Origin of the sequence: Mesorhizobium sp. M1273, assembly GCF_040318195.1 — a bacterium.
Taxonomy (GTDB): domain Bacteria; phylum Pseudomonadota; class Alphaproteobacteria; order Rhizobiales; family Rhizobiaceae; genus Mesorhizobium.
Map to the genome: position 1 here is coordinate 1 of NZ_JAMYLV010000034.1, position 19,522 is coordinate 19,522.

Sequence of the window (19,522 nt, forward strand, 5' to 3'; positions counted from 1 at the left end):
AGAACACGATCCACCATCGCGAATCTCCCTGCTCCAACCTCACAACAGAATCACTGATCGGCTTCTGTGCAAAGATCTCCTTGTGGGAGAAGGTGGCCGAGCGAAGCTCGGTCGGATGAGGGGTGTCGGATGAGGGTGTTGGAAGGATCGCTACCTCAACGGAATTAGCGTTTAGCGCTCCCGTCCCAATCTTCCCACGCCGCGTTTCTTCCAGCACCCCTCATCCGGCTCGGCGCTACGCGCCGATCCACCTTCTCCCACAAGGGGAGAAGGAAAAGTCCCCTCCCGCGTCAGAACGCGTCCATCCTGGCCGCGACCTTCGCGATGAACCTCGTCCGCGTCTCGTCCGTCGACAGGTTCATCGAGTAATGCGCGAGATAGGAGACCGACCCGCCGGGTTTGATGGTGGCGCGCAGCACCCGCTTGACCAGCTTGCGCGGCGGGTCACCCATCAGCATGGCTCGGAACCGGCTGCCGCCATAGGTCGTGACCGCGACCACCTTGCGGATGTTGTGCAGTGACGGCGTCACCTTGCCGTCGACCAGCTTGAACGACACGCCGGGCAGGAAGACGCGATCGAAAAAGCCTTTCAGAATGGCCGGATAGCCGAAGTTCCACACCGGAAACGACAGCACCAGCGCCTCGGCCCGCAGAAGGCGCTCGACATAGGCTGACGCCGGATCGCCGTCGCTGCGTTCGTCGTGATAGGACATCCGTTCGGCGTGCGTCAGCCTGGGATCGAAACCCTCGGCATAGAGATCACAGTCGTCGACCACATGGCCGGCCGCCGTCAGGCGCTCGACGATGGTCCGGTGCAGATCGGCGTTGAAGCTGGTCTCCACCGGATGAGCGTAGAGGACGAGGATGTTCACAGGAGAACATCTCGCAAGTCGGCACCAAGCACCCCCCTCTGCCCTGCCGGGCATCTCCCCCTCAAGTGGGGAGATCGGCTGTCAGTATCGCGTTCGCCACTCGACGACGTTGGAAGATGGTCGAGACGATGGAACTGCCAATCTCCCCCCTTGCGGGGGAGATGCCAAGTGGTGGCAAAGAGGGCAGGCCAGAGGGGGGTACAGCGCCACACGCCCGTCATCGTCTCAACCCGCCTTCTCCAGCCCCTTGAACAGGAACGACTTGCCCGAGCGATAATCATAGCCCGGGTTTTCCCAGGCGATCATCTTGCCCGGATTGAGCAGCCCTTGCGGGTCGGTTTCGCGCTTGAAGGCGAGCTGCACCTCGTCGGTGCGCTTCATGCCGCCTTCTTCCAGCGTGTAGCGGTGCGGGTTGAAGATCCAGCAGCCATTGTCCTCGTGGATGCGGATGATCTCGTCGAGCCGCTCCGCCGTGGTGAAGCGCACCAGCGGCAGCCCTGCAATGCCGATTGCGCCGTCGAAGCGGATGAATTCGAGATGCGCCGGCACCTCGTCGCCGAAGCGGTCGACCATCGCCTTGACGTGGCCGAGGTGGTCCGGCGACGGATAGCGGGTCTGCAGATAGGTGATCGTCGGATCGACCCGGATGGCACGCAGCGTCGTGTGGTTCCAGGTCAGCTCATAGGCCGGCGGCAATCCCTTGAGATCGGCCTCCTTGTCGGCGCGGAAGACGATCTCGCCCTTGCTGCGCGCCGTGAAGGCGAGGAAGGCATCCATCGCATGCGGCGCGATCATCAGGACGACGATGCTTTGGCCGCGCCGGAAAAACCGCTGGTGGCGCTTGAAGTAATCGTAGGGGATGGGTGCTGCGATTGGCGTGATCAGTTTCGCCAATATGCCGTCCTGAATGGCAAGATCGTTGCCGAAGCCAGCCGCATCCATGAAATCGTCGAAGCCGACGATGACGTCGATCCAGTCATAGCTGGCGGTCAGAGGCATCTCGACTTCGGTGATGATGCCGTTGGTGCCGTAGGCGTGCATCACCTTCAGCACGTCCTCGCCGGTGAGCTCCATGACCCGCGGCTGTGCCTCCATCGTCACGGTCCTCAGCCGGATGACGTTGCCGAGGTCGCGCAGTCCGCCCCAGCGGATCGAGCCGATACCGCCGGAGCCGCCGGCGACGAAGCCGCCGATCGATGCCGTGTTGTAGGTCGACGGCGACATGCGGAGCTCCTGGCCGGAATGCGCCCGCGTCGCTCTGTCGATGTCGGCGAGCACGGCGCCGGGGCCGGTGACGACACGGCCGGGGGCAATCGTCTTGACCGCGTTCATCTCGGCGAGATTGAGCACGACGCCGCCGGACAAGGGCATCGCTTGGCCGTAGTTCCCGGTGCCGCTGCCGCGCGGCGTCACCGGGACGCCATGCCGGTGGCAGGCGGCGAGAATGCGGACGACCTCGTCTTCGGTTTTCGGCGTCACGATCAGGTCACCGGTGACGTGTTCGAGCTGCTGCTTCAGCACCGGGCTGTACCAGTAGAAGTCGCGGCTCTTCTGCTGGACGATCGCCGGATGGTCGTCGATCTTCAAACCGTCCAGGTCGCGCTTGAGCGCCGCAATATCCATCATTCCACCATCAGATCATCGAGTTCGGCATAATCGGGCAGCTGGCGCTCGATCGCATGCCCGTCGCGCACGACGATGCGATCCGATTCGGGCCGTGACAGCAATTCCGTCCAGCTCCGCCCCTTGAAGACGACGAAATCGGCCGGCGCTCCTGCGGCAAGCGTGCCGAAACCATCGAGCCGCATCACCTTGGCCGGCGTCGCGGTCACCGCCTGCGGCCAGTCGGCGACGGGATGGTCGAGATGCAGGATGCGCGTCGCCATGCGGTAGACCTCCAGCATGTCGAGATCGCCATAGGCGTAGAACGGGTCGCGCGTATTGTCGGAGGCGACGGCGACGGCAATGCCGCGCGCCTTCATCTCGTGCAGCAGCGTCACCCCGCGCCAGCGCGGCGTTGTCCTGTCGCCTCGCCGGTCCTGCAGATAGAGATTGCACATCGGCAGCGACACCACCGCCAAGCCGGCCTTGGCGACCTTGTCCAGGGTGTCGAGCACGTCGAGGTCGGGCTGGCGCGCCAGCGAGCAGCAATGGCCGACCAGGCTGTTCCCGTCAAAACCGTTCCAAAGGGCGGCTTCGGCGATTTTCTTCAGCGAGATCGCCGCGATATCGTCGGTCTCGTCGGCGTGGAAATCGAGGTCGAGGCCGTGCTTGATCGCCTGCGCGAACACCTGGTCGAGCAATTCTTCGAGATCCGGCACCATGTAGGTGACGACCCCGAGGACACCCTTGGCGGCAGCCACCCGTTTGGCCAGCCTCTCGAACCATTTCCTGTCGCGCACGCCCTCGATGCCGAGCAGGCAGGCCGCCTGCAGCTCGATGCGGCCGCGCCATTTCTCCCGCATCGTCTCGAACACCGGCCAGGAGATCTCTTCCTGCGGCGCGACGCTGTCGAGATGCGTGCGCAGCGCCCTGGTGCCGTGCGCGTAGGCGCAGCGCAGCGAAAAATCCATGCGGCGGGCAACGTCGTCGGCGCTCCAGCGCGCCGCCCGGTCAGCGCCGGTCGCATTCAGCGCGCCCATGAAGGTGCCGTCCGGGTTGGGCTTTCGGGGCCAGATATGGCCCTTGTCGATATGGGTGTGGCAGTCGACAAAGCACGGCAGCACGATGCGGCCGCCGAGATCGATGGCGTCCGCCGGTGCTGCCGATCGCCGATGCGCCGCAATGCTGGAAATCCTGCCGTCGGCGACCGCGATATCTGCGAGTGCAAAACCGTCGGCGTCGGAAGGAGCGGCAAGACCGGGCGTCAGGGAGGCGTGAAGCCGGACCTTGGAGAGGACGAATTGGCCGGATTTGGGGATCATCGCAGAGGTCATCGCTGCCCCTCATCCGGCTGCCGCCACCTTCTCCCCGTATAGAGACGGGGAGAAGGGGCTGACCGCGACCGCGGCGCACTTTCAGCAACGCTGGTGATGGGCGAGATCGTCGAGGAAGGCGTCCTTCTCCCCGTCACTATACGGGGAGAAGTGCCCGGCAGGGCGATGAGGGGCAGCGCTGACGCCGGGATGGGCGACAGGCAGCTTTTGCCTACAAAACACGGCACCATCACCGCTCCTGCCTCAGCGCGCTCTCGTGCCAGCGCCGCAAAATGAGATGCGAAATCAGCGACAGCACCAGGAAGATCAGGATGCCGGTGAGCGAGATCAGGATCAGCGCCGCGAACAGTCTTGGTGCGTTGAGCCGGTAGCCGGCCTCGATGATGCGCGAGGCTAGGCCGGACGACTGGCCGGTGGCGCCGGCGACGAACTCTGCCACCACCGCGCCGATCAGCGACAGGCCGCCGGCGATCTTCAGCCCGCCGAGGAAATAAGGCATCGCCGCCGGCAGCCGCAGATAGCGCAATTGCTGCCAGCGGGTCGCACCGTTGAGCTTGAACATGTCGCGCAGATTGCGGTCGACGGAATTGAGGCCGAGCGTGGTGTTGGAGAGGATCGGGAAGAAGGCGACGATCCAGGCGCAAAGCAAAAGCTTCGTCGTCTGGTTGTCGACATAGATATTGATCAGCGGAAAGATCGCGACGATCGGCGTCACCTGCAGCACGATGGCGAAGGGAAAGAACGACATCTCCACCCATTTCGACTGAGCGAACAGCACTGCCAGCCCGACACCGCCGACCACGGCGAGAAGCAGGCTCAAGAAGGTGATCCTGAGTGTCACCAGCAGCGACGAGAACAGCAGCCCGGCATCGTCGTGCAGCGTTTGCAGCACCACGCCGGGGCGCGGCAGTATGTATTTCGGAATGTCGTTCCAGACACAGATGCGGTCCCACAGCCAGATGGCCAGGATCATGATCGCCAGCGGCAGCAGCCATCTGCCGATGCGCTCGAAGCGCTCCTGGCGGACGCGGCGCGCCTCCTCCGGGTCGAGCGCCAAGACTGGTTCTTCAATGGCCGTCATGATGCGGTCCGGCAGTTGAGTTGATGGCGCCGATCAGCACGTCGGATGCCTGGCGGCAGAGCGCGGCATAGTCGGGCGAGGTGCGAAACGCCTCGTCGCGCGGATAGGGCGCGTCGACGGCAAGCTCGGCAAACACCCGGCCCGGCCGCGCCGCCATGACGACGACGCGGTTGGAGAGGAATACGCTTTCGAAGACGCTGTGGGTGACGAAAACGACGGTAAAACGCTCATCCTGCCATAGCTCCAGAAGATCGTTGTTGAGCTTGAAGCGGGTGATCTCGTCGAGTGCGGCGAACGGCTCGTCCATCAACAGAATGCGCGGCTTGGTCACCATGGCGCGGGCGATCGAGACGCGCATTTTCATGCCGCCTGACAGTTCGCGCGGCACGGCCTTCTCGAAGCCCGTCAGGTGAACCCGCGCCAGCATCTCCATCACCGCCGGCGCCGCCTTGGCCCGCGACACACCCTTCAGACGCAGCGGCAGCCAGACATTGTCGAAGACGTCGGCCCAGGGCAGCAGCGTCGGCTCCTGGAAGACGAAGCCGATATTTGAACGGTCGCCGATATTCGAACGCTCGAGGGCGCCGCTGCCGCGCCAGTCGAGCACGCCCGAGGTCGGCGTCGACAGGCCCGCAATCAGCCGCAGCGCCGTCGATTTGCCGCAGCCCGACGGCCCGAGCAGGCTGAGGAAATCGCCCTCCCGGATCGTCAGCTCGACATTGCTGAGCGCGGTGACGCCGTTGGAAAAAACCTTGCCGACGCCACGCAGCGCCAACAGCGTCGGCCCCGATACGCTTCCTGGCTGTTGCGCCACTTTCTCCAGCTTCACGGCCTACTTCTTCAGGTCGAGCCCGACGCTCTTGTTGACGAAGGCCAGCGTGTAGGCCTTCTTGATGTCGATGCCCGCCGGCGTGACCTTGGCCTTGACCATCTTGTCGTAAAAACTCTGGATGCGCGCATCGGTCATGGCGCCGATGCCGAGCTTTTCGCTGTCGCCGGAATCGACCACGCCGAACTTCTTCAGCTGCTCGATCGAGAAGGCGATCTGCTCATCCGTCATGTCCGGATTTTCCTTTTTGATCATCTCGTTGGCGGCCTTGTTGTCGCCGTAGAGATAATTGTACCAGCCTTTGGCCGAGCCATCGACGAAGCACTGGACCACCTCGGGACGCTTGTCGATCGTCTCCTGCATGGTCTCGACCGTCGTTGCATATGTGTCCCAGCCATAGTCGGCCAGCAGAAACTGGTTCGGCGTGAAACCGCCCTGCTTCTGGACGGCGAATGGCTCCGAGGTGACGTAACCCTGCTGGATCGACTTCTTGTTGGCGATGAACGGCGCCGGGTTGAAGGTGTAGGGCACGCGCTTGGCGGCATCGAAGCCGAGGTCGGTGACCATCCACTGGAAGAAGGTCTGCGCACCTTCGTCGCCGAGGATGTACTGGTCGGCGTTCTTCAGGTCTTCCCATTTATCCAGCCCCTGCCCGGGATGGGACATGATGACCTGCGGGTCCTTCTGGAAGTCGGCCGCCACGACGCGCATCGGTATGCCTTGCTGCACGGCATCGAAGGCCGACAGCAGGTTGCCGCCCATGTAGAAATCGATCTTGCCGGCCAGCAGCAGCGGCCGGCCGCTGACCTGTGGGCCGCCCTGCATGATCGTCACGTCGATGCCGCAGGCGGCATAGGTGCCGTCCACCACGGCCTGGTAGTAACCGCCATGCTCCGGCTCGGCCAGCCAGTTGGTGCCGAAGGTGACTTTTTCGTTCGCTGCCGCGGCAAGCGTGCCTGCGCCAAGCAGCACGATCACGCCCGCCGAAATCTTGAGTTTTCCGTACATCCACACCACCCTTTGTTCGCTCCGGCGCGTCACGCGTCGGGCTCGACACCATTGTTTCAAGAAGCAAGACACATGCCACCGGCGCGTTGCGCCGGGACCGCCCGCTTGTGCAATGCCCGCCTGAGCAATGGCGGCGCGAAGGCCGGACGGGTCATGCTGTACGAAAGGCATCGTGCCTATTTTTTGATCGCCTGTCCACAATCGCCCTCGTGACATGCACCGCCATCTTGATGCCCGCATCGATCCCGCTTTAGGCTGCCGTGAACGGAGATTGCCATGTTCAAATTTCTCACGCCGAAGTCGATCAAGCCGCCCTTCGCCCGCTACAGCCATGGTGTCGAACTGCCGCCCGGCAAGCGGCTGGTGCTGTGTTCGGGCCAAGTCGCAATCACCCCGGACGACCAGATCCCCGAGGAGGCCGGCGCACAGGCCGAGCTTTGTTTCCAGAACATAGCGGCGATTCTCGGCGAGGCCGGACTCGGCCTGTCCGACATCGTCCGCATCAACACCTACGTCACCGACCGCGCCTTCCTGCGGCCCTATATGGAGGTTCGCGACCGGCTGTTTGCCAGCCCGGCGCCGGCCTCGACGCTGATGATCGTGTCCGGTTTTGCCCGGCCGGAATTCAAGGTCGAGATCGAGGTCATTGCGGCGGGATGATCGACAGCCGATCGTTCCCGCGTTAGGTCTGGGCTTGTCGGTTCAAGAGGGCATGACATGACCGCTGCAAAAAAACGCGTATGGTGGGGTGACTACCGGACCACCGAATACGCGACCGTCGATCCTGAGGCGACCATTGCCGTTCTGCCGCTGGCGGCGATTGAGCAGCACGGCCCGCATCTGCCGGTCTCGACCGACACCTCGATCATGAACGGCATGCTGGAAACGGTGATCGCGCGCCTGCCCGGCGATCTCGACATCCGCATCCTGCCGGTCCAGGCGGTAGGCAAGTCGAACGAGCATTTGCATGCACCGGGCACCCTCACCCTGCCGGCGACGACCTTGGTCGAGGCGTGGACCGAACTTGGCCTGTCGGTCGCGCGCGCCGGCGTCCGAAAACTGATTGTCGTCAACTCGCATGGCGGCAATGAGGAGATCATGGGCCTCGTCACCCGCGAATTGCGCGTGCGGGCAAAGATGCTGGCGGCAAAGACCAGCTGGCAGCGTTTTGGCCGGCCGGCCGGCATGTACACCGAGCTCGAAGACCGCCACGGCATTCATGGCGGCGACGTCGAGACCTCGTTGATGCTGCATTTCCGGCCCGACCTCGTCGACATGGCCAAGGCCGACAATTTCGTGTCCAAGGTCGCCCGCGCCGAAAAGGAATTTTCGCTGCTGCGCCACACCGGAACGCACGCCTTCGCCTGGATCGCCAGCGACCTCAACCCGAATGGCGTGGTCGGCGACGCCAGCATTGCCACCGCCGAAAAAGGCCGGCTGACCGCCGAACATCAGGCCGACGGCTTCATCGGCCTGCTGAGGGACGTGGGCAAGGCAAAGCTGGCGGATTGGTTGGCGTAGGTGTTTGATCCCACCAGCTCAGGCCTCGCTCACGAGGGGCGATTCCATTCGCGCGCGAGGATCCTCACTTCACCTCTTGAAGCGGCGACACCGTGTAGATTTCGTCCAGTATCTTCACCATCAAGGTGTTGGCGGTCGCCTGGCCGTCGAGCGCGAGAGTCAGGTTGGTCCATATGACCAGGGTGACGTCATTGGCCGGATCGTAGCCCATGAAGGACTGGTAACCGGGCATCTCGCCTTCGTGATAGTAGATTTCGTTAGGCCCGAAAGTCAGCGTTAGGATGCCATAGCCGTATTTTTGCATGGCGGGTTCGCCCGGCTCCGGCGCCTCAGGGCTTGCAAGCCACTGCCGCTGGAAGTCGGCATTGAAGAGCTTGCCCCCGACCAGCGCGCGCATCCAGGTCGCGAGGTCATCCGCGGTGGAGACGACTCCGCCAGCCGCAAAGTAGGCGGACGGGTTCTGCCATGTGTCGTCGTTGGGCTTGAGCGTTCCCGCCCTGGCCGCAGCCTGGAGGTCGTCCGGATAGGGCGCATCAGCCAGGGCGTACGAAGTACTGCCGTAGAGATAGCCGTTTGAGTATGGCTCGGGGATGGCGTTCGACGGGCTCGGCGGCAACGCCGTGTTCTTCATGCCGAGCGGCCCGAACAGGCGGTCCCGGAAGATGGTCGAGAGCGGCTTGCCGTCGATCTTCTCGGCAACAAGGCCGAGCAGATAGTAGTTGGTGTTGTTGTACTCGAATTCGGCACCCGGCGCGAAGTCCGGCGGCCGTTTGAACGCCATGCCGAGTACTTCATCAGCGGTCCATACCCTGTAAGGATACTTGTCCAGGCTTTCGGCAAGTTCCGGCGCATTGGTGAAGTTAGGGAGGCCGCTCCGCATTGTTATGAGCTGCCGAATGGTTATCTCGTCGCCGTTGGGAACGCGCTGGACGTATTTCGAGATCAGATCGGCGAAGCTCAGTTTCCCTTCCTGCACCAGTTGCACGATGACAGCGGCGGTCATCGTCTTGGTGTTCGAGGCCGCACGGAAGTGGGTATCGGCGCGCGGCGGGTTCGTGGCACCCAGTTCAGTCGTACCGTAGCCGAAGACGAGGTTGCCCCGCGGAGTCTTGAGCAAAACCATGGCGCCGGGCAGCATAAGTTCCTTGGCCAAACCCTCGACAGTGGCTTGGAGCGCTGCCAGGTCGATCGACTTGAGAGCCGGCATGGACGCGGCCATGGCGCTGCCTGTCGCGCAGACCACGCCAACAACGATGGCCAAAATTCTCCCGATCATCATTCGCCCCTTGGCCGTGTGCTAGAACTCCTGCGCACTTTTCCTGGAATTTGTTTTTAGGCTCAGATTTTCAACGCAAACGGGGTGCCCTCAAACGCTTCGGCGCCACGCCCGATCGCCTCGATGGCGCGGCTCATGCGGCCGTTGCGCTCGAGCAGTGCGTCGGCAATTGCGATCAGCCGCGGATTGGGCGTCGCGGTGGGCGACAGCCTGCGCAGCGTCTCGGCCAACTCGGCCTCGTCGCGCTTCGGCGCCAGCGCTGCCGCGATGATATAGGCCGAGGCGGTCGAGCGGCTGATGCCGGCATAGCAATGCACCACCAGCGGCCGCGACCGATCCCATTGGCGGGCGAAATCGAGCAGGTTCAGGACATGCTCCTCGCCCGGCATGGTCATGCCCTCCTGCGCTACCGCAATGTCGTGCATGACCAGATGCAGATGGTTTTCCCTGGTGATCGAGGCCGGTCGCATCACCTCCGTTCCGGCGGCAAGCAGCGAAAGCAGCCGCCCGGCCCCGGTCTTCGTTACCGTTTCCTCGACTTTGGACAGCGAGCAGACATGGATCATTGGATCGTTTCTCCCTTGGCATCATCGTCGCGCCGCGGGGCCCAGCCGGCAAGTGCGGATTCGAGCCGCCGCCATTCTTCGTCGGCTCCCGGCAGGCCGGCGCGCAGCACATCCGGACGATCGGCGAAATGCCGAAGCAGGATGCCGCGCTGGCCGAGCACCGAAAACAGGCCGGCAGCGTTCGCGAGCCTGATATAGCGGAACAGCGCGGTGCCACCGGCGACAGGCAGGCCGAAGCGGCCGAACAGCGTATCGAGCCGTGCGGCATCCTCGGCCAGACGGCGCCGCATCCCGGCCTGCCAGCCGGTATCGGCAAGCGCCCTTATGCCATATTCGAGCGCCGGCCCGGCAACCGCCCATGGCCCGAATTGCGCCTCCAGCCGCTCGACCGTCAGCGCATCGGCCAGTGCAAAGCCAAGCCGCAGGCCGGCCAGGCCGAAGAACTTGCCGAACGAACGCAGCACGACGATGCCGCCCTGGTCGACGTCGCCGGCCAGGCTTTCGCTGCGCGGGCCGACATCCATGAAAGCCTCGTCGACCACCAGCAGCCCACCTCTGGCTCGTAATGTCCCGGCAAGTCGAAGCAATCTTTCGCGCTCGACGACACGCCCGTCCGGGTTGTTGGGATTGACGACGACGGCAAGGTCGGCCGCCGCCAGGGCTTCGAAATCATCGACTTCAGCCGCCGCATGGCCGGCGATCGCCGCTGCCCGCCGATGCTCGGCATAAGTCGGCCCGAGCACCAGCGCCGTGCCCGTGCTGACCAGGGAAGCGACGCGCGGCAACAAGATCTGCGTGCCGGGCGCCGCTGCGACATTCGCCGCCGACGGGGCGCCATAGGCGCTTGCCGCGCGTTCAGCCAAGTCGCGGCCGCGCGCTGTTTCCGGCAATCGCGACAGGGCGGTGGCGGGCAAATCGAAAAGCGGGTAGGAGTGCGGATTAATCCCGGTCGAGAGGTCGACGAAAGGCAGCGGCGCGTGAGGGAAAAGCGCCCTCGCCCGGCCAAGGCTTCCGCCGTGGTCCACTGCCGCCGTCACTCCATCAAGAGCCTTCATGCCGATCCTGATCACTTTCCTGTCGCTGGCCATCGAACTTGTACTCGGCTACCCGGCCCGGCTCTTCGATGCCATTGGCCATCCCGTCACCTGGTTCGGCAGGCTGATATCCTTTCTCGACCGCAGGCTCAACCGCGCCACTGATTCCGACGCCCACCGTCGCGGCTGGGGCGTCTTCGCGCTGCTGGTGATCGTGCTGGTGCCGGCCGCCCTCGCCCTCTGGCTCGAAACCTTGCTTTGGAGCATTCCCCTCGGCTTGTTGGTCACCGCAATCCTGGCGACGTCGCTGCTGTCGCAGAAGAGCCTGGCCGAGCATGTCGAAGCGGTCGCCGATGCCCTCGACAGCGGCGGACTGGACATGGGCCGAATTGCCGTCTCGCGGATCGTCGGTCGCGACCCGGAAAAGCTCGACAGGGCCGCTGTCTGCCGCGCCGCGATCGAAAGCCTGGCCGAGAATTTCTCCGACGGCGTCGTCGCTCCGGCCTTCTGGCTCGGTATCGGCGGGCTCGCCGGCGGCGTCGCCTACAAGGCCGCCAACACCGCCGATTCGATGATCGGCCATCGCACTCCGCGCCACGAAGCCTTCGGCTGGGCGGCTGCGCGCTTCGACGATTGGATCAATCTGCCGGCGTCGCGGCTGACGGCGCTGCTGATTGTACTCGCCGCTTTTCTGGTCAAGGGCGCCGACGCCAAGGGCGCCTGGCACGCCGTGCGGCGCGATGCGAAAAAACACCGCTCGCCCAATGCCGGCTGGCCGGAAGCAGCGATGGCCGGCGCGCTCGGCCTGGCGCTCGCCGGCCGCCGTTCCTATGACGGCGTCATGGTCGAAGACGCATTGATGGGCGAAGGCGGCCGGCGCGATGATGTCGAGAGCACCGACATCCGACGGGCGCTGAAACTCTACCGCGTCGCCGACTTACTGCTGATCGCGCTGTTCGGCGTGGTCGCGGTGATCGTCATCGCCGCGTGAACGTCCGAATGGGTCGGCAAACCCGACCTACCAGGTAACACGGACTTCCTTTGCGCTCGGATCGGCTTCCACGCCAAACCTTTTGATCGCGTACCCACCGGCAGCTACGGGAGAAGATTTCAATAAGGGTTCGACTACGACAAAAAGTCGTTCAGCGTTTGGCCCATACATGTAGAGGATGCATTCGCCTTCACCAAACAAGTCACCGTCAAACTCGCCGACCGATGCATCCTCGATAGCTTTCTCTAGCCGATCCTCGAGCGCATAAATGGATTCGCGTTCGTCAGCGGCACCAAACTGACCATCATTGAGAATAAGATAGACGATTACCGCCTGGTCCACGAACAATCTCCAGCTTCGCAAGCGACCAGAACTCTATCCCCTGACATCCGGCGGCACTGAAACTCTACCGGATCGCCGACTTTCTGCTGATCGCACTGTTTGGGGTAATCTCGACGGTCGTAATTCTGTTGTGATCTTCGCCCGATCTCAGGCGAAACAAAAACCCGCCATGCGGCGGGTCGTTGGAGCCAATTAGCACCATACCGAAATTAGTAGCATAGCTGCCGGCACAAAGCAAGAACAAAATAGGGCTACGCCTCAAATGATCGCTTCAGGTCGGCGCTGCCCCTCACCCTTACCATTCCAGGGGCGAGCCGCTTCGTGCGGCTTTCCCTTCTCCCCTTGTGGGAGAAGGTGGCCGCGAAGCGGCCGGATGAGGGGTGTTCCAGCTTGGCACCAAACAGCGCCCCGGCCAGCACCTCTCAACCGTCTTGGCGCTGCGCGCCAATCCACCTTCTCCCACAAGGGGAGAAGGAAGAAGAGGCGCCAGCAACACCCCTCAGAACTCGATCCCCTGCTGCGCCTTCACGCCGGCGGAGAAGTGGTGCTTGGTCACGCCCATCTCGGTGACCAGATCGGCCGCCTCGACCAATACCGGTTTGGCGTTGCGGCCGGTGACGACGACATGCAGGCCTTCGCGACGCGCCTTCAGCGCCGCGACCACCTTTTCGAGATCGAGGTAGTCGTAGCGCAGCGCGATGTTCAGCTCGTCGAGCACCACGAGGCTGATCGACGGCTCGGCCATCAGCTCCAGCGCTTTCGCCCAGGCAGCCTCGGCCGCCGCGATGTCGCGCTTCAGGTCCTGTGTCTCCCAGGTAAAGCCTTCGCCCATGGCGTGCCAGACGACACGATCGCCAAAACTAGCAAACGCGTCCTTCTCGCCGGTGTGCCATTTGCCCTTGATGAACTGAACGACGCCGACGCGCTTGCCATAGCCGAGCATCCTGAGTGCCAGCCCAAAGGCGGCCGTGGTCTTGCCCTTGCCCGGTCCGGTGTTGACGATCAGCAGCCCCTTCTCGACCGTCTTGGCCGCGACCTCTGCGTCCTGCACCGCCTTGCGCTTGGCCATCTTGGCGCGGTGGCGCTCCTCGTCCTTGGGATCGATAGTATCAGCCATGTCATTTCACCTTGAGCGGCAGCCCCGCCACCATCAAAAGCACGGTGCCGGCAAGGGCCGCGACGTCCTGGTTCAGCCGGCCGGCGGCGTCGCGAAACCGTCTTGCCAGCGCATTGTCCGGCACGATGCCCTGGCCGACCTCGTTGGACACCACGAACCACGGTCCGCGCGGCCGCGACAGCACATCGGCCAGCCTCCGGCATTCGGCCTCGACATCATGGTCGGCCAGCATGTGATTGGTCAGCCACAGCGTCAGGCAATCGATCAGCACCGGCTGGCCGTCAGGCAGCGCTCCGATCGCGCCGGCAAGGTCGAGCGGCGCATCGATGGTCGTCCAGCCGGCGCCGCGGCGCGAGCGGTGCAGCGCGATGCGCTGGCGCATCTCCTCGTCATAGGCTTGCGCCGTGGCGATATAGCTCCAAGGCGGCGGGCCGACCGTCACCAGGCTCTCGGCATGCGCGCTCTTGCCGGAGCGCGCACCGCCGATGACCAGGGTCAGTGCCCCGGCAGCGCGGTCAGGCAAAGCTGTCGCGCAGGCTGGTCGCCGTGCCCGTGAAGCGTCCGCGCACCACGCCGACGACCGCGCCGAGCACCAGCCAGAACACCAGATTGGTCAGCGTCACCGCCACCACGAACTGGTGGTGCAGGCCTTCCGGGATCGCGGTCTCGAAGCTATCGGGCTGCGGCGCGCCGACAATATGCGGCGCCATGATCAACGCTACGGCAAGGATCGCCAGCGGCAACGATCTGCGGAAGGCGATAAGGCCGAGCCCGGCGGCGGTCGCCACCACTGTTGCCCACCACCAGATCTGGCGTTGGACAAGGTCGGCCGCCGGCATCGCAGGCAGTTCCGGCGGCAGGCCGAGGCCCGGCGCCAGCGTGAACACGGCAAAGCCGGCAAGCCCCCAGAACAGGCCCTGGCGCCAGTTGCCGATGCCGCCGGCGAATTCCGAAACCGCGACCAGGACCAGCGCGAAGCCGATGCCGGTGACGATATTGGCAACGACGCTGAAGCCGAAGCGCTCGAAACCGTCGGCCGGCGCCCAGCCTTCGCCTTCCGCCGGAGCCATTGCTTCAGCCGGTGCCGGCGCGGCGCTGCTCATAGCCGTCGTGCCCGCGGCGCTTTCGGCCGGTGCCGCAGGTGCCGCGGCATGGTCATGGCCGCCGCCGGCCTGTTCGTAGACTTCCGCCTTCAGGATGAGCGGCACCGTGGCATAGGCTTGCATGCAGGCGAGAGCCACGCCGGCCACAAGCCCTGCGATCGCCGCGATGAACACGACGTTGCGAAACAGTGTCATGATGTCAGCCCCTTGTCAGTGGCAGGGAAAGCCCATCGAATGGCGATAGTCGTGCGCGGCATTGTGGACCGCATCGATATGCGAGAAGCCGACAAAGCCCATGACGAAAATGCCGAGGAATGCAGCAAGCGCCAGCTGCATGAGACGCGACTGCGAGGAGGCGGAAGCGCCGAGCGAAACGGAAGCGGTATTCATGTCTTGTCCTTTCGCCCTCCACCCGAGGGCATAGAAGTCAGTTTCCTGTCGCCGGCAGGTCTCCTGGCTCGCGGATCAGCGCCCTTCCCCACCTTCCCGAAGGCGAACCTTCAGTGGCATATGGAGAGGACTACCGCACACAGTTGCGGGGGCAGCCGCGGCATTGGGCAAACAATTTCGCCCGCACCGCATTCCCTCTTGGTTCCAAACGGAACCGACGACATCAGCGACTATAGGCAGAATCGCCGCGCCCGGTAAACCAAATTCCGCCGGATCGTGTGGCGAATGCGCCGCCTCGCCAAGTTCGCAGACCGGCGCCGCGATTGACAATTTTCGCAGCCGGGTGTCGGCTGGCGGATGGAGAGGAAGCCGGGCATGCAACCCAGCCCGAACAAGCGATCCCTACAACGGCCTGACGCGGCCCGAGCCGACGCTGCCGTCAACAGCCTATTGGGACATCGCGGCCTATCAGCGCGATCTCGAGGCCATCTGGTATCGCAACTGGCTGCTCGTCTGCCGCGACGCGAAGCGCTCGCCGATCCGGCCGCCGATATCGACAACATCGTCGCGTTCGGTACCCAGGTGCTGGAGGAGGATGCTGATATCTGCGAGGTCAACCAGATGGGCCTGCGCTCGATGCGCCATAAGGCCGGCGTGCTGATGCCCGAGGAATACGACTTGCACCGCTTCCACAACTGGGTGCGCGAGCGCCATGCGGCGCTCGCACATCAAAGCGATTTGGGCAGATAACGCCAGGTGACGAAGCCGCAGGCCACCGCCAGCAGCCCGAGCGTCGCGAAAACCGCGCCCAGGCCGAAGAACGCCAGCACGCCGGCCAAAGGCTTTCCGGCTGTGGCCTAAAGCAGCCCTGATGCCGACCGGCGCCAACACGACGCAAGGCCCAGCTTCTTTTGACGGTGGCAACCGTGATAGTCGTCTTGCCGGGGCTGAACCAAGACAGCGAGACCATGAGCATCGACACGCCGACCGCAGCCGTTCAGGATCAACCGAAGTCGAAGCGCATCGCCGTTATCGACATTGCACGCGGCATCGCTTTGCTTGCCATGGCGAGCTATCATTTCACCTGGGACCTCGAATTCTTCGGCTACACCGATCCCGGCCTCACCGCCTTCGGCTGGTGGAAAATCTACGCGCGCTGCATCGCCTCGAGCTTCCTGTTCCTGGTCGGCATCAGCCTCTATCTCGCCCATGGCAAAAAAATCCGCTGGACCGGCTTCTGGAAGCGCTTCGCCATGGTTGCCGGGGCAGCGCTCGCAATATCGCTGGTCACCCGCATCGCCACGCCCGACGGCTTCATCTTCTTCGGCATATTGCATGAGATCGCGCTCGCCAGCCTGCTCGGCCTGGCGTTCCTGCGCCTGCCGGCGCTGCTGACGCTGCTTGTCGCCGTATTCGTCGTCGCTGCGCCTTTCTACCTGCGATCCGAGCTTTTCGATCATCCGGCTTTGTGGTGGGTCGGCCTGTCGGCGACCAACCCGCGCTCCAACGACTACGTTCCGCTGCTGCCCTGGTTCGGCGCCGTACTTGCCGGCATCGCGGTTACCAAGCTCGCTGCCACCTCCGGCGCGCTGACGCGGCTGTCGGCCTTGGCGCCCGGCCGCTGGGCAAATCCGCTGGTCTTCATCGGCCGGCACAGCCTTGCCTTCTACCTGATCCATCAGCCGGTGCTGATCGGCTCGGTCTGGCTGTTTTCGCAATTCATGCCGGCGCAGGCCGAAACCAGGGAGGTGAGTTTTCTGAAATCCTGCCAGATATCCTGCGAGCAGGCACGCGACACCGAGTTCTGCTCCAGCTATTGTGCCTGCATGCTGGACACTCTCCAGGGCGAAGCCTCGCTTGACCGGCTCTACAGCGACGACCAGTCCCCGGAGTGGAAGGCGCATATTGGCGAGCTCGCCGGCACCTGCACCGCCCAAACCGAGGCGGCGGAACCGGGAACGCGCTAATCGAGGGAGGACAATAATGAGCGACAGTCACCCGAAACCCGTGCAGCAAAATCCTGGGCAGCCGAAGCTGGGGCACATCCCATGGCCGCCGCTGATCTACATCGCTGCCATCATCGTCAGCGTCGCGCTAGGGCTGTTCTATCCGCTGCCGTGGATCGGCGATCTTCTCGGCGACATCCTGTTCGCCGCCGGCCTTGTGGGGTTGGTGGCGGTTGCCGCGCTCTGGTTCACGGCAATCCGCACCATGATCCGCGCCAAGACGACGCTCAACCCGAACGGCGTGCCTGACCATCTGGTGACCACCGGACCCTTCGCCGTCAGCCGCAACCCGATCTACCTCGCCAACACGCTGCTGCTGGTCAGCCTCGCCTTTGTCACTGGGATCGCCTGGTTCCTGCCGCTGGCAGTCATCGCGGCGTTCCTGACGCAGAAGCTGACGATCGAGAGCGAGGAGAAGGTGCTGACGGCCAAATTCGGCAAGAAATACCGGGACTACGCCAAAAGGGTGCGGCGCTGGATCTGAGCCGAGGCTGACACCGGCTTAGGTGGTGACGCCGAGCTCCACCAGCCGCTCGACGCAGGATTCCTCGGCCTGGTCGAGCTCTGCCAGGGTCTCTTCGAGGTCGCGGCGTTTCTGGCGAAGATCCTCGCGCTTTTCCTCGATGCGCTTGATCATCAGTTTGAGCTGGCCTACCTCGCCGGGCGGCTCCCTGTACATCTGGATGATCTCGCGGATCTCGTTGATCGAGAAGCCGAGTCTTTTTCCCCGCATGATCTGGCGGATGAGATGCCGGTCCGACGGACGGAACAGCCGCGTGCGGCCGCGTCTTACCGGCTGCACCAGCCCTTCGTCCTCATAGAAGCGCAACGTCCGCGTCGACACGTCGAATTCGCGGGTCAGCTCCGTGATCGAATAATATTCCCGCATCGTCACTCCAATGCCCCGGCCACGCCGCGAGTTCCAACTGGCCGGCGCCGCCGGCGCCCAGGCGCGTACCAGAATCGGCGGACAAGGCACCTTTCAAAGCCTCGCATGGCATTTACGTAAAAGTCAATTGAGGTGACGTTCAGCGCACGCCGAACCACCATGTGGCGAGCCCGAGAAAGGCAAAGAAACCGACGACATCGGTGACCGTGGTGACGAAAACCGCCGAAGCCACAGCCGGATCGATCTTGAAGCGGTCGAGCAGCAGCGGGATAAGGATGCCCGCCAGAGCCGCCACGAACATATTGATGATCATCGCAGCCGCAATGATGCCGCCGAGATTGCGATCGTGGAACCAGGCAGCAGCGACGAGGCCGATCAGGATGGCAAAGATGATGCCGTTGATGAAGCCCACCCCGATTTCGCGGCGGATGATGCGGCCGGCATTGTAGATGTCGAGGTCCCTGGTCGCCAGCGCCCGCACCGTGACCGTCATGGTCTGCGAGCCGGCATTGCCGCCCATGCCGGCGACGATCGGCATCAGCACCGCCAGCGCCACGATATGCTCGATGGTGCGGTCGAACAGGCCGATCACCGAGGCCGCCAGGAAAGCCGTCAAAAGATTGACCAGCAGCCAGGGCACGCGCGAGCGCGAGGTCGAAAAGATGCTGTCCGAGAGTTCTTCGTCGCCGACGCCGCCCATGCGCAGCAGATCTTCCTCGGCCTCCTGCTGGATGACGTCGACGACGTCGTCGATGGTCAGCACGCCGACCAGCCGCTCGTTCTCGTCGACGACGGCGGCGGACAGAAGATCGTATTGTTCGAATTCGCGTGCCGCCTCCTCCTGGTCCATGGTGGCCGGGATGGCATGCCTGGTCTCATGCATGACCTCTTCGACCTTGACCGAGCGCTTGGTACGCAGGATCTGGTCGAGGTCGATGGCGCCGAGCAGCTTGAAGCTCGGATCGATGACGAAGATCTGGCTGAAACGGTCGGGAAGATTGTTGTCCTCGCGCATGTAGTCGATGGTCTGGCCGATCGTCCAGAACGGCGGCACCGCGACGAACTCGGTCTGCATGCGGCGGCCGGCGGTCTCTTCGGGATAGTCAAGCGAACGCCGCAGCCTGATCCGCTCGGTGAACGGCAGCTGCGACAGGATCTCGTCCTGGTCCTCCTGGTCGAGGTCTTCGAGAATGTAGACCGCGTCATCGGAATCGAGATCCTGCACCGCCTGGGCGATCTGCGCATTGGGCAGACTGTCGACGATGTCGCGGCGGATCGCCTCGTCAACCTCGGTCAGCGCGGAAAAATCGAAATCCTTGCCCAGCAATTCGACCAGCGCGCGTCGCTGTTCCGGGTGCAGGGCCTCGAGCAGGTGGCCGAGTTCCGACTGGTGCAGATCGTCGACTTCGCGCTTCAGCGTCAGCGTATCGCGATCGGCGATCGCGGCACCGATCTGGGCGAGGAACGATGACAGGATGACGCCGTCCTCGTCATAGATGTCGGCGCGGCGCTCCTCAGCCGCCCTGGCGCCGGTCATCTGTTCGTCCTGGCCTTCCACCAG

22 protein-coding genes and 1 riboswitch are annotated in these 19,522 nt (G+C 63.8%); of the genes, 6 read left to right on the forward strand and 16 right to left on the reverse strand.

Going from position 1 to position 19,522, the window contains the following annotated elements:
- Positions 1–290: 290 nt before the first annotated feature.
- The 6 genes from NKH30_RS26415 to NKH30_RS26440 all read right to left on the reverse strand — a co-directional run bounded on the left by NKH30_RS26415 (position 291) and on the right by NKH30_RS26440 (position 6,726).
- On the reverse strand, positions 291–872 hold the full coding sequence (locus tag NKH30_RS26415) for an NAD(P)H-dependent oxidoreductase (protein ID WP_352997490.1): 582 nt from the start codon (positions 870–872) through the stop codon (positions 291–293).
- Positions 873–1,097: 225 nt separating this feature from the next.
- Positions 1,098–2,498, reverse strand: coding sequence for an FAD-binding oxidoreductase (locus NKH30_RS26420; RefSeq protein WP_502911525.1), 1,401 nt, complete (start codon positions 2,496–2,498; stop codon positions 1,098–1,100).
- Positions 2,495–3,796, reverse strand: a complete 1,302-nt coding sequence (locus tag NKH30_RS26425) for a cytosine deaminase (RefSeq protein ID WP_352997520.1) — start codon at positions 3,794–3,796, stop codon at positions 2,495–2,497. Before NKH30_RS26425 ends, NKH30_RS26420 begins: the two co-directional genes overlap by 4 nt.
- A 241-nt stretch (positions 3,797–4,037) precedes the next feature.
- Complete coding sequence (locus tag NKH30_RS26430; RefSeq protein ID WP_352490743.1) at positions 4,038–4,889, reverse strand: ABC transporter permease; 852 nt, start codon at positions 4,887–4,889, stop codon at positions 4,038–4,040.
- Positions 4,876–5,718, reverse strand: a complete 843-nt coding sequence (locus NKH30_RS26435) for an ABC transporter ATP-binding protein (protein WP_352454638.1) — start codon at positions 5,716–5,718, stop codon at positions 4,876–4,878. Before NKH30_RS26435 ends, NKH30_RS26430 begins: the two co-directional genes overlap by 14 nt.
- Before the next feature lie 3 nt (positions 5,719–5,721).
- Entirely contained in the window at positions 5,722–6,726 is a 1,005-nt protein-coding gene (locus NKH30_RS26440) for an ABC transporter substrate-binding protein (protein WP_352815816.1), read from the reverse strand.
- Between the two features lie 276 nt (positions 6,727–7,002).
- Here NKH30_RS26440 and NKH30_RS26445 point away from each other — a divergent pair, with 276 nt between their 5' ends.
- Positions 7,003–7,386 carry a RidA family protein gene (locus NKH30_RS26445; RefSeq protein ID WP_352470263.1) on the forward strand — a complete coding sequence of 128 codons (384 nt, stop codon included), beginning with the start codon at positions 7,003–7,005 and terminating at the stop codon, positions 7,384–7,386.
- A 57-nt stretch (positions 7,387–7,443) separates the two neighbouring features.
- The gene (locus NKH30_RS26450) at positions 7,444–8,247 is read left to right on the forward strand and encodes a creatininase family protein (protein ID WP_352997491.1); all 804 of its coding nucleotides are present in this window, start codon (positions 7,444–7,446) and stop codon (positions 8,245–8,247) included.
- 64 nt (positions 8,248–8,311) lie between these two features.
- On the opposite strand, the gene NKH30_RS26455 is transcribed toward NKH30_RS26450, so the two are convergent.
- Genes NKH30_RS26455 through cobD form a run of 3 tightly spaced genes read right to left on the reverse strand, consistent with a single transcriptional unit; the run spans position 8,312 to position 11,144 of the window.
- Entirely contained in the window at positions 8,312–9,526 is a 1,215-nt protein-coding gene (locus tag NKH30_RS26455) for a serine hydrolase domain-containing protein (RefSeq protein ID WP_352997492.1), read from the reverse strand.
- A gap of 59 nt (positions 9,527–9,585) precedes the next feature.
- On the reverse strand, positions 9,586–10,089 hold the full coding sequence (locus NKH30_RS26460) for a tyrosine phosphatase family protein (RefSeq protein ID WP_352997493.1): 504 nt from the start codon (positions 10,087–10,089) through the stop codon (positions 9,586–9,588).
- Positions 10,086–11,144 (reverse strand): threonine-phosphate decarboxylase CobD, encoded by a 1,059-nt coding sequence (gene cobD / locus NKH30_RS26465; RefSeq protein WP_352997494.1) that lies wholly within the window; start codon positions 11,142–11,144, stop codon positions 10,086–10,088. Before cobD ends, NKH30_RS26460 begins: the two co-directional genes overlap by 4 nt.
- On the opposite strand from cobD, the gene cbiB reads away from it, so the two are divergent.
- Entirely contained in the window at positions 11,143–12,114 is a 972-nt protein-coding gene (gene cbiB, locus NKH30_RS26470) for an adenosylcobinamide-phosphate synthase CbiB (RefSeq protein ID WP_352997495.1), read from the forward strand. The genes cobD and cbiB overlap by 2 nt on opposite strands.
- Positions 12,115–12,141: 27 nt before the next feature.
- Here cbiB and NKH30_RS26475 read toward each other — a convergent pair whose 3' ends face one another.
- The 5 genes from NKH30_RS26475 to NKH30_RS26495 form a co-directional block, all read right to left on the reverse strand.
- Positions 12,142–12,456: a hypothetical protein gene (locus NKH30_RS26475; RefSeq protein WP_352470255.1), complete on the reverse strand. Its 315-nt coding sequence runs from the start codon at positions 12,454–12,456 to the stop codon at positions 12,142–12,144.
- 499 nt (positions 12,457–12,955) lie between these two features.
- A complete protein-coding gene (cobO, locus tag NKH30_RS26480; RefSeq protein ID WP_352815825.1) occupies positions 12,956–13,573 on the reverse strand; it encodes a cob(I)yrinic acid a,c-diamide adenosyltransferase in 618 nt (205 codons plus the stop codon).
- Position 13,574: 1 nt separating this feature from the next.
- The gene (gene cobU / locus NKH30_RS26485; protein ID WP_352997496.1) at positions 13,575–14,096 is read right to left on the reverse strand and encodes a bifunctional adenosylcobinamide kinase/adenosylcobinamide-phosphate guanylyltransferase; all 522 of its coding nucleotides are present in this window, start codon (positions 14,094–14,096) and stop codon (positions 13,575–13,577) included.
- Positions 14,089–14,871, reverse strand: coding sequence for a CbtA family protein (locus NKH30_RS26490; protein ID WP_352997497.1), 783 nt, complete (start codon positions 14,869–14,871; stop codon positions 14,089–14,091). The genes cobU and NKH30_RS26490 overlap by 8 nt, the downstream gene beginning before the upstream one ends.
- Positions 14,872–14,886: 15 nt before the next feature.
- Positions 14,887–15,066 (reverse strand): CbtB domain-containing protein, encoded by a 180-nt coding sequence (locus tag NKH30_RS26495; protein WP_023676561.1) that lies wholly within the window; start codon positions 15,064–15,066, stop codon positions 14,887–14,889.
- A gap of 36 nt (positions 15,067–15,102) precedes the next feature.
- Positions 15,103–15,300, reverse strand: a riboswitch (cobalamin riboswitch).
- Between the two features lie 141 nt (positions 15,301–15,441).
- Here NKH30_RS26495 and NKH30_RS26500 point away from each other — a divergent pair.
- The 3 genes from NKH30_RS26500 (at position 15,442) to NKH30_RS26510 (ending at position 17,556) form a co-directional block, all read left to right on the forward strand.
- Positions 15,442–15,816, forward strand: coding sequence for an SRPBCC family protein (locus NKH30_RS26500; RefSeq protein ID WP_352929098.1), 375 nt, complete (start codon positions 15,442–15,444; stop codon positions 15,814–15,816).
- A gap of 218 nt (positions 15,817–16,034) precedes the next feature.
- A complete protein-coding gene (locus tag NKH30_RS26505; protein ID WP_352997498.1) occupies positions 16,035–17,033 on the forward strand; it encodes a heparan-alpha-glucosaminide N-acetyltransferase in 999 nt (332 codons plus the stop codon).
- Positions 17,034–17,049: 16 nt separating this feature from the next.
- Complete coding sequence (locus NKH30_RS26510; RefSeq protein ID WP_352454650.1) at positions 17,050–17,556, forward strand: methyltransferase family protein; 507 nt, start codon at positions 17,050–17,052, stop codon at positions 17,554–17,556.
- 18 nt (positions 17,557–17,574) lie between these two features.
- Here the strand turns inward: NKH30_RS26510 and NKH30_RS26515 are convergent, their stop codons facing one another.
- Together NKH30_RS26515 and mgtE are read right to left on the reverse strand one after the other, a co-directional pair.
- Positions 17,575–17,961, reverse strand: a complete 387-nt coding sequence (locus tag NKH30_RS26515; protein WP_023676566.1) for a MerR family transcriptional regulator — start codon at positions 17,959–17,961, stop codon at positions 17,575–17,577.
- A gap of 139 nt (positions 17,962–18,100) precedes the next feature.
- Complete coding sequence (gene mgtE, locus NKH30_RS26520; RefSeq protein ID WP_502894205.1) at positions 18,101–19,498, reverse strand: magnesium transporter; 1,398 nt, start codon at positions 19,496–19,498, stop codon at positions 18,101–18,103.
- Positions 19,499–19,522: the final 24 nt, after the last annotated feature.

Coding starts and splice junctions, on each gene's coding strand:
- NKH30_RS26420 (WP_502911525.1), bottom strand. CDS start 2,498: ATGATGGATATTGCGGCGCTCAAGCGCGACCTGGACGGTTTGAAGATC.
- NKH30_RS26425 (WP_352997520.1), bottom strand. CDS start 3,796: ATGATCCCCAAATCCGGCCAATTCGTCCTCTCCAAGGTCCGGCTTCAC.
- NKH30_RS26430 (WP_352490743.1), bottom strand. CDS start 4,889: ATGACGGCCATTGAAGAACCAGTCTTGGCGCTCGACCCGGAGGAGGCG.
- NKH30_RS26440 (WP_352815816.1), bottom strand. CDS start 6,726: ATGTACGGAAAACTCAAGATTTCGGCGGGCGTGATCGTGCTGCTTGGC.
- NKH30_RS26445 (WP_352470263.1), top strand. CDS start 7,003: ATGTTCAAATTTCTCACGCCGAAGTCGATCAAGCCGCCCTTCGCCCGC.
- NKH30_RS26450 (WP_352997491.1), top strand. CDS start 7,444: ATGACCGCTGCAAAAAAACGCGTATGGTGGGGTGACTACCGGACCACC.
- NKH30_RS26455 (WP_352997492.1), bottom strand. CDS start 9,526: ATGATGATCGGGAGAATTTTGGCCATCGTTGTTGGCGTGGTCTGCGCG.
- NKH30_RS26460 (WP_352997493.1), bottom strand. CDS start 10,089: ATGATCCATGTCTGCTCGCTGTCCAAAGTCGAGGAAACGGTAACGAAG.
- cbiB (WP_352997495.1), top strand. CDS start 11,143: ATGCCGATCCTGATCACTTTCCTGTCGCTGGCCATCGAACTTGTACTC.
- cobD (WP_352997494.1), bottom strand. CDS start 11,144: ATGAAGGCTCTTGATGGAGTGACGGCGGCAGTGGACCACGGCGGAAGC.
- cobO (WP_352815825.1), bottom strand. CDS start 13,573: ATGGCTGATACTATCGATCCCAAGGACGAGGAGCGCCACCGCGCCAAG.
- NKH30_RS26490 (WP_352997497.1), bottom strand. CDS start 14,871: ATGACACTGTTTCGCAACGTCGTGTTCATCGCGGCGATCGCAGGGCTT.
- NKH30_RS26495 (WP_023676561.1), bottom strand. CDS start 15,066: ATGAATACCGCTTCCGTTTCGCTCGGCGCTTCCGCCTCCTCGCAGTCG.
- NKH30_RS26500 (WP_352929098.1), top strand. CDS start 15,442: ATGCAACCCAGCCCGAACAAGCGATCCCTACAACGGCCTGACGCGGCC.
- NKH30_RS26505 (WP_352997498.1), top strand. CDS start 16,035: ATGAGCATCGACACGCCGACCGCAGCCGTTCAGGATCAACCGAAGTCG.
- NKH30_RS26510 (WP_352454650.1), top strand. CDS start 17,050: ATGAGCGACAGTCACCCGAAACCCGTGCAGCAAAATCCTGGGCAGCCG.
- NKH30_RS26515 (WP_023676566.1), bottom strand. CDS start 17,961: ATGCGGGAATATTATTCGATCACGGAGCTGACCCGCGAATTCGACGTG.
- mgtE (WP_502894205.1), bottom strand. CDS start 19,498: ATGACCGGCGCCAGGGCGGCTGAGGAGCGCCGCGCCGACATCTATGAC.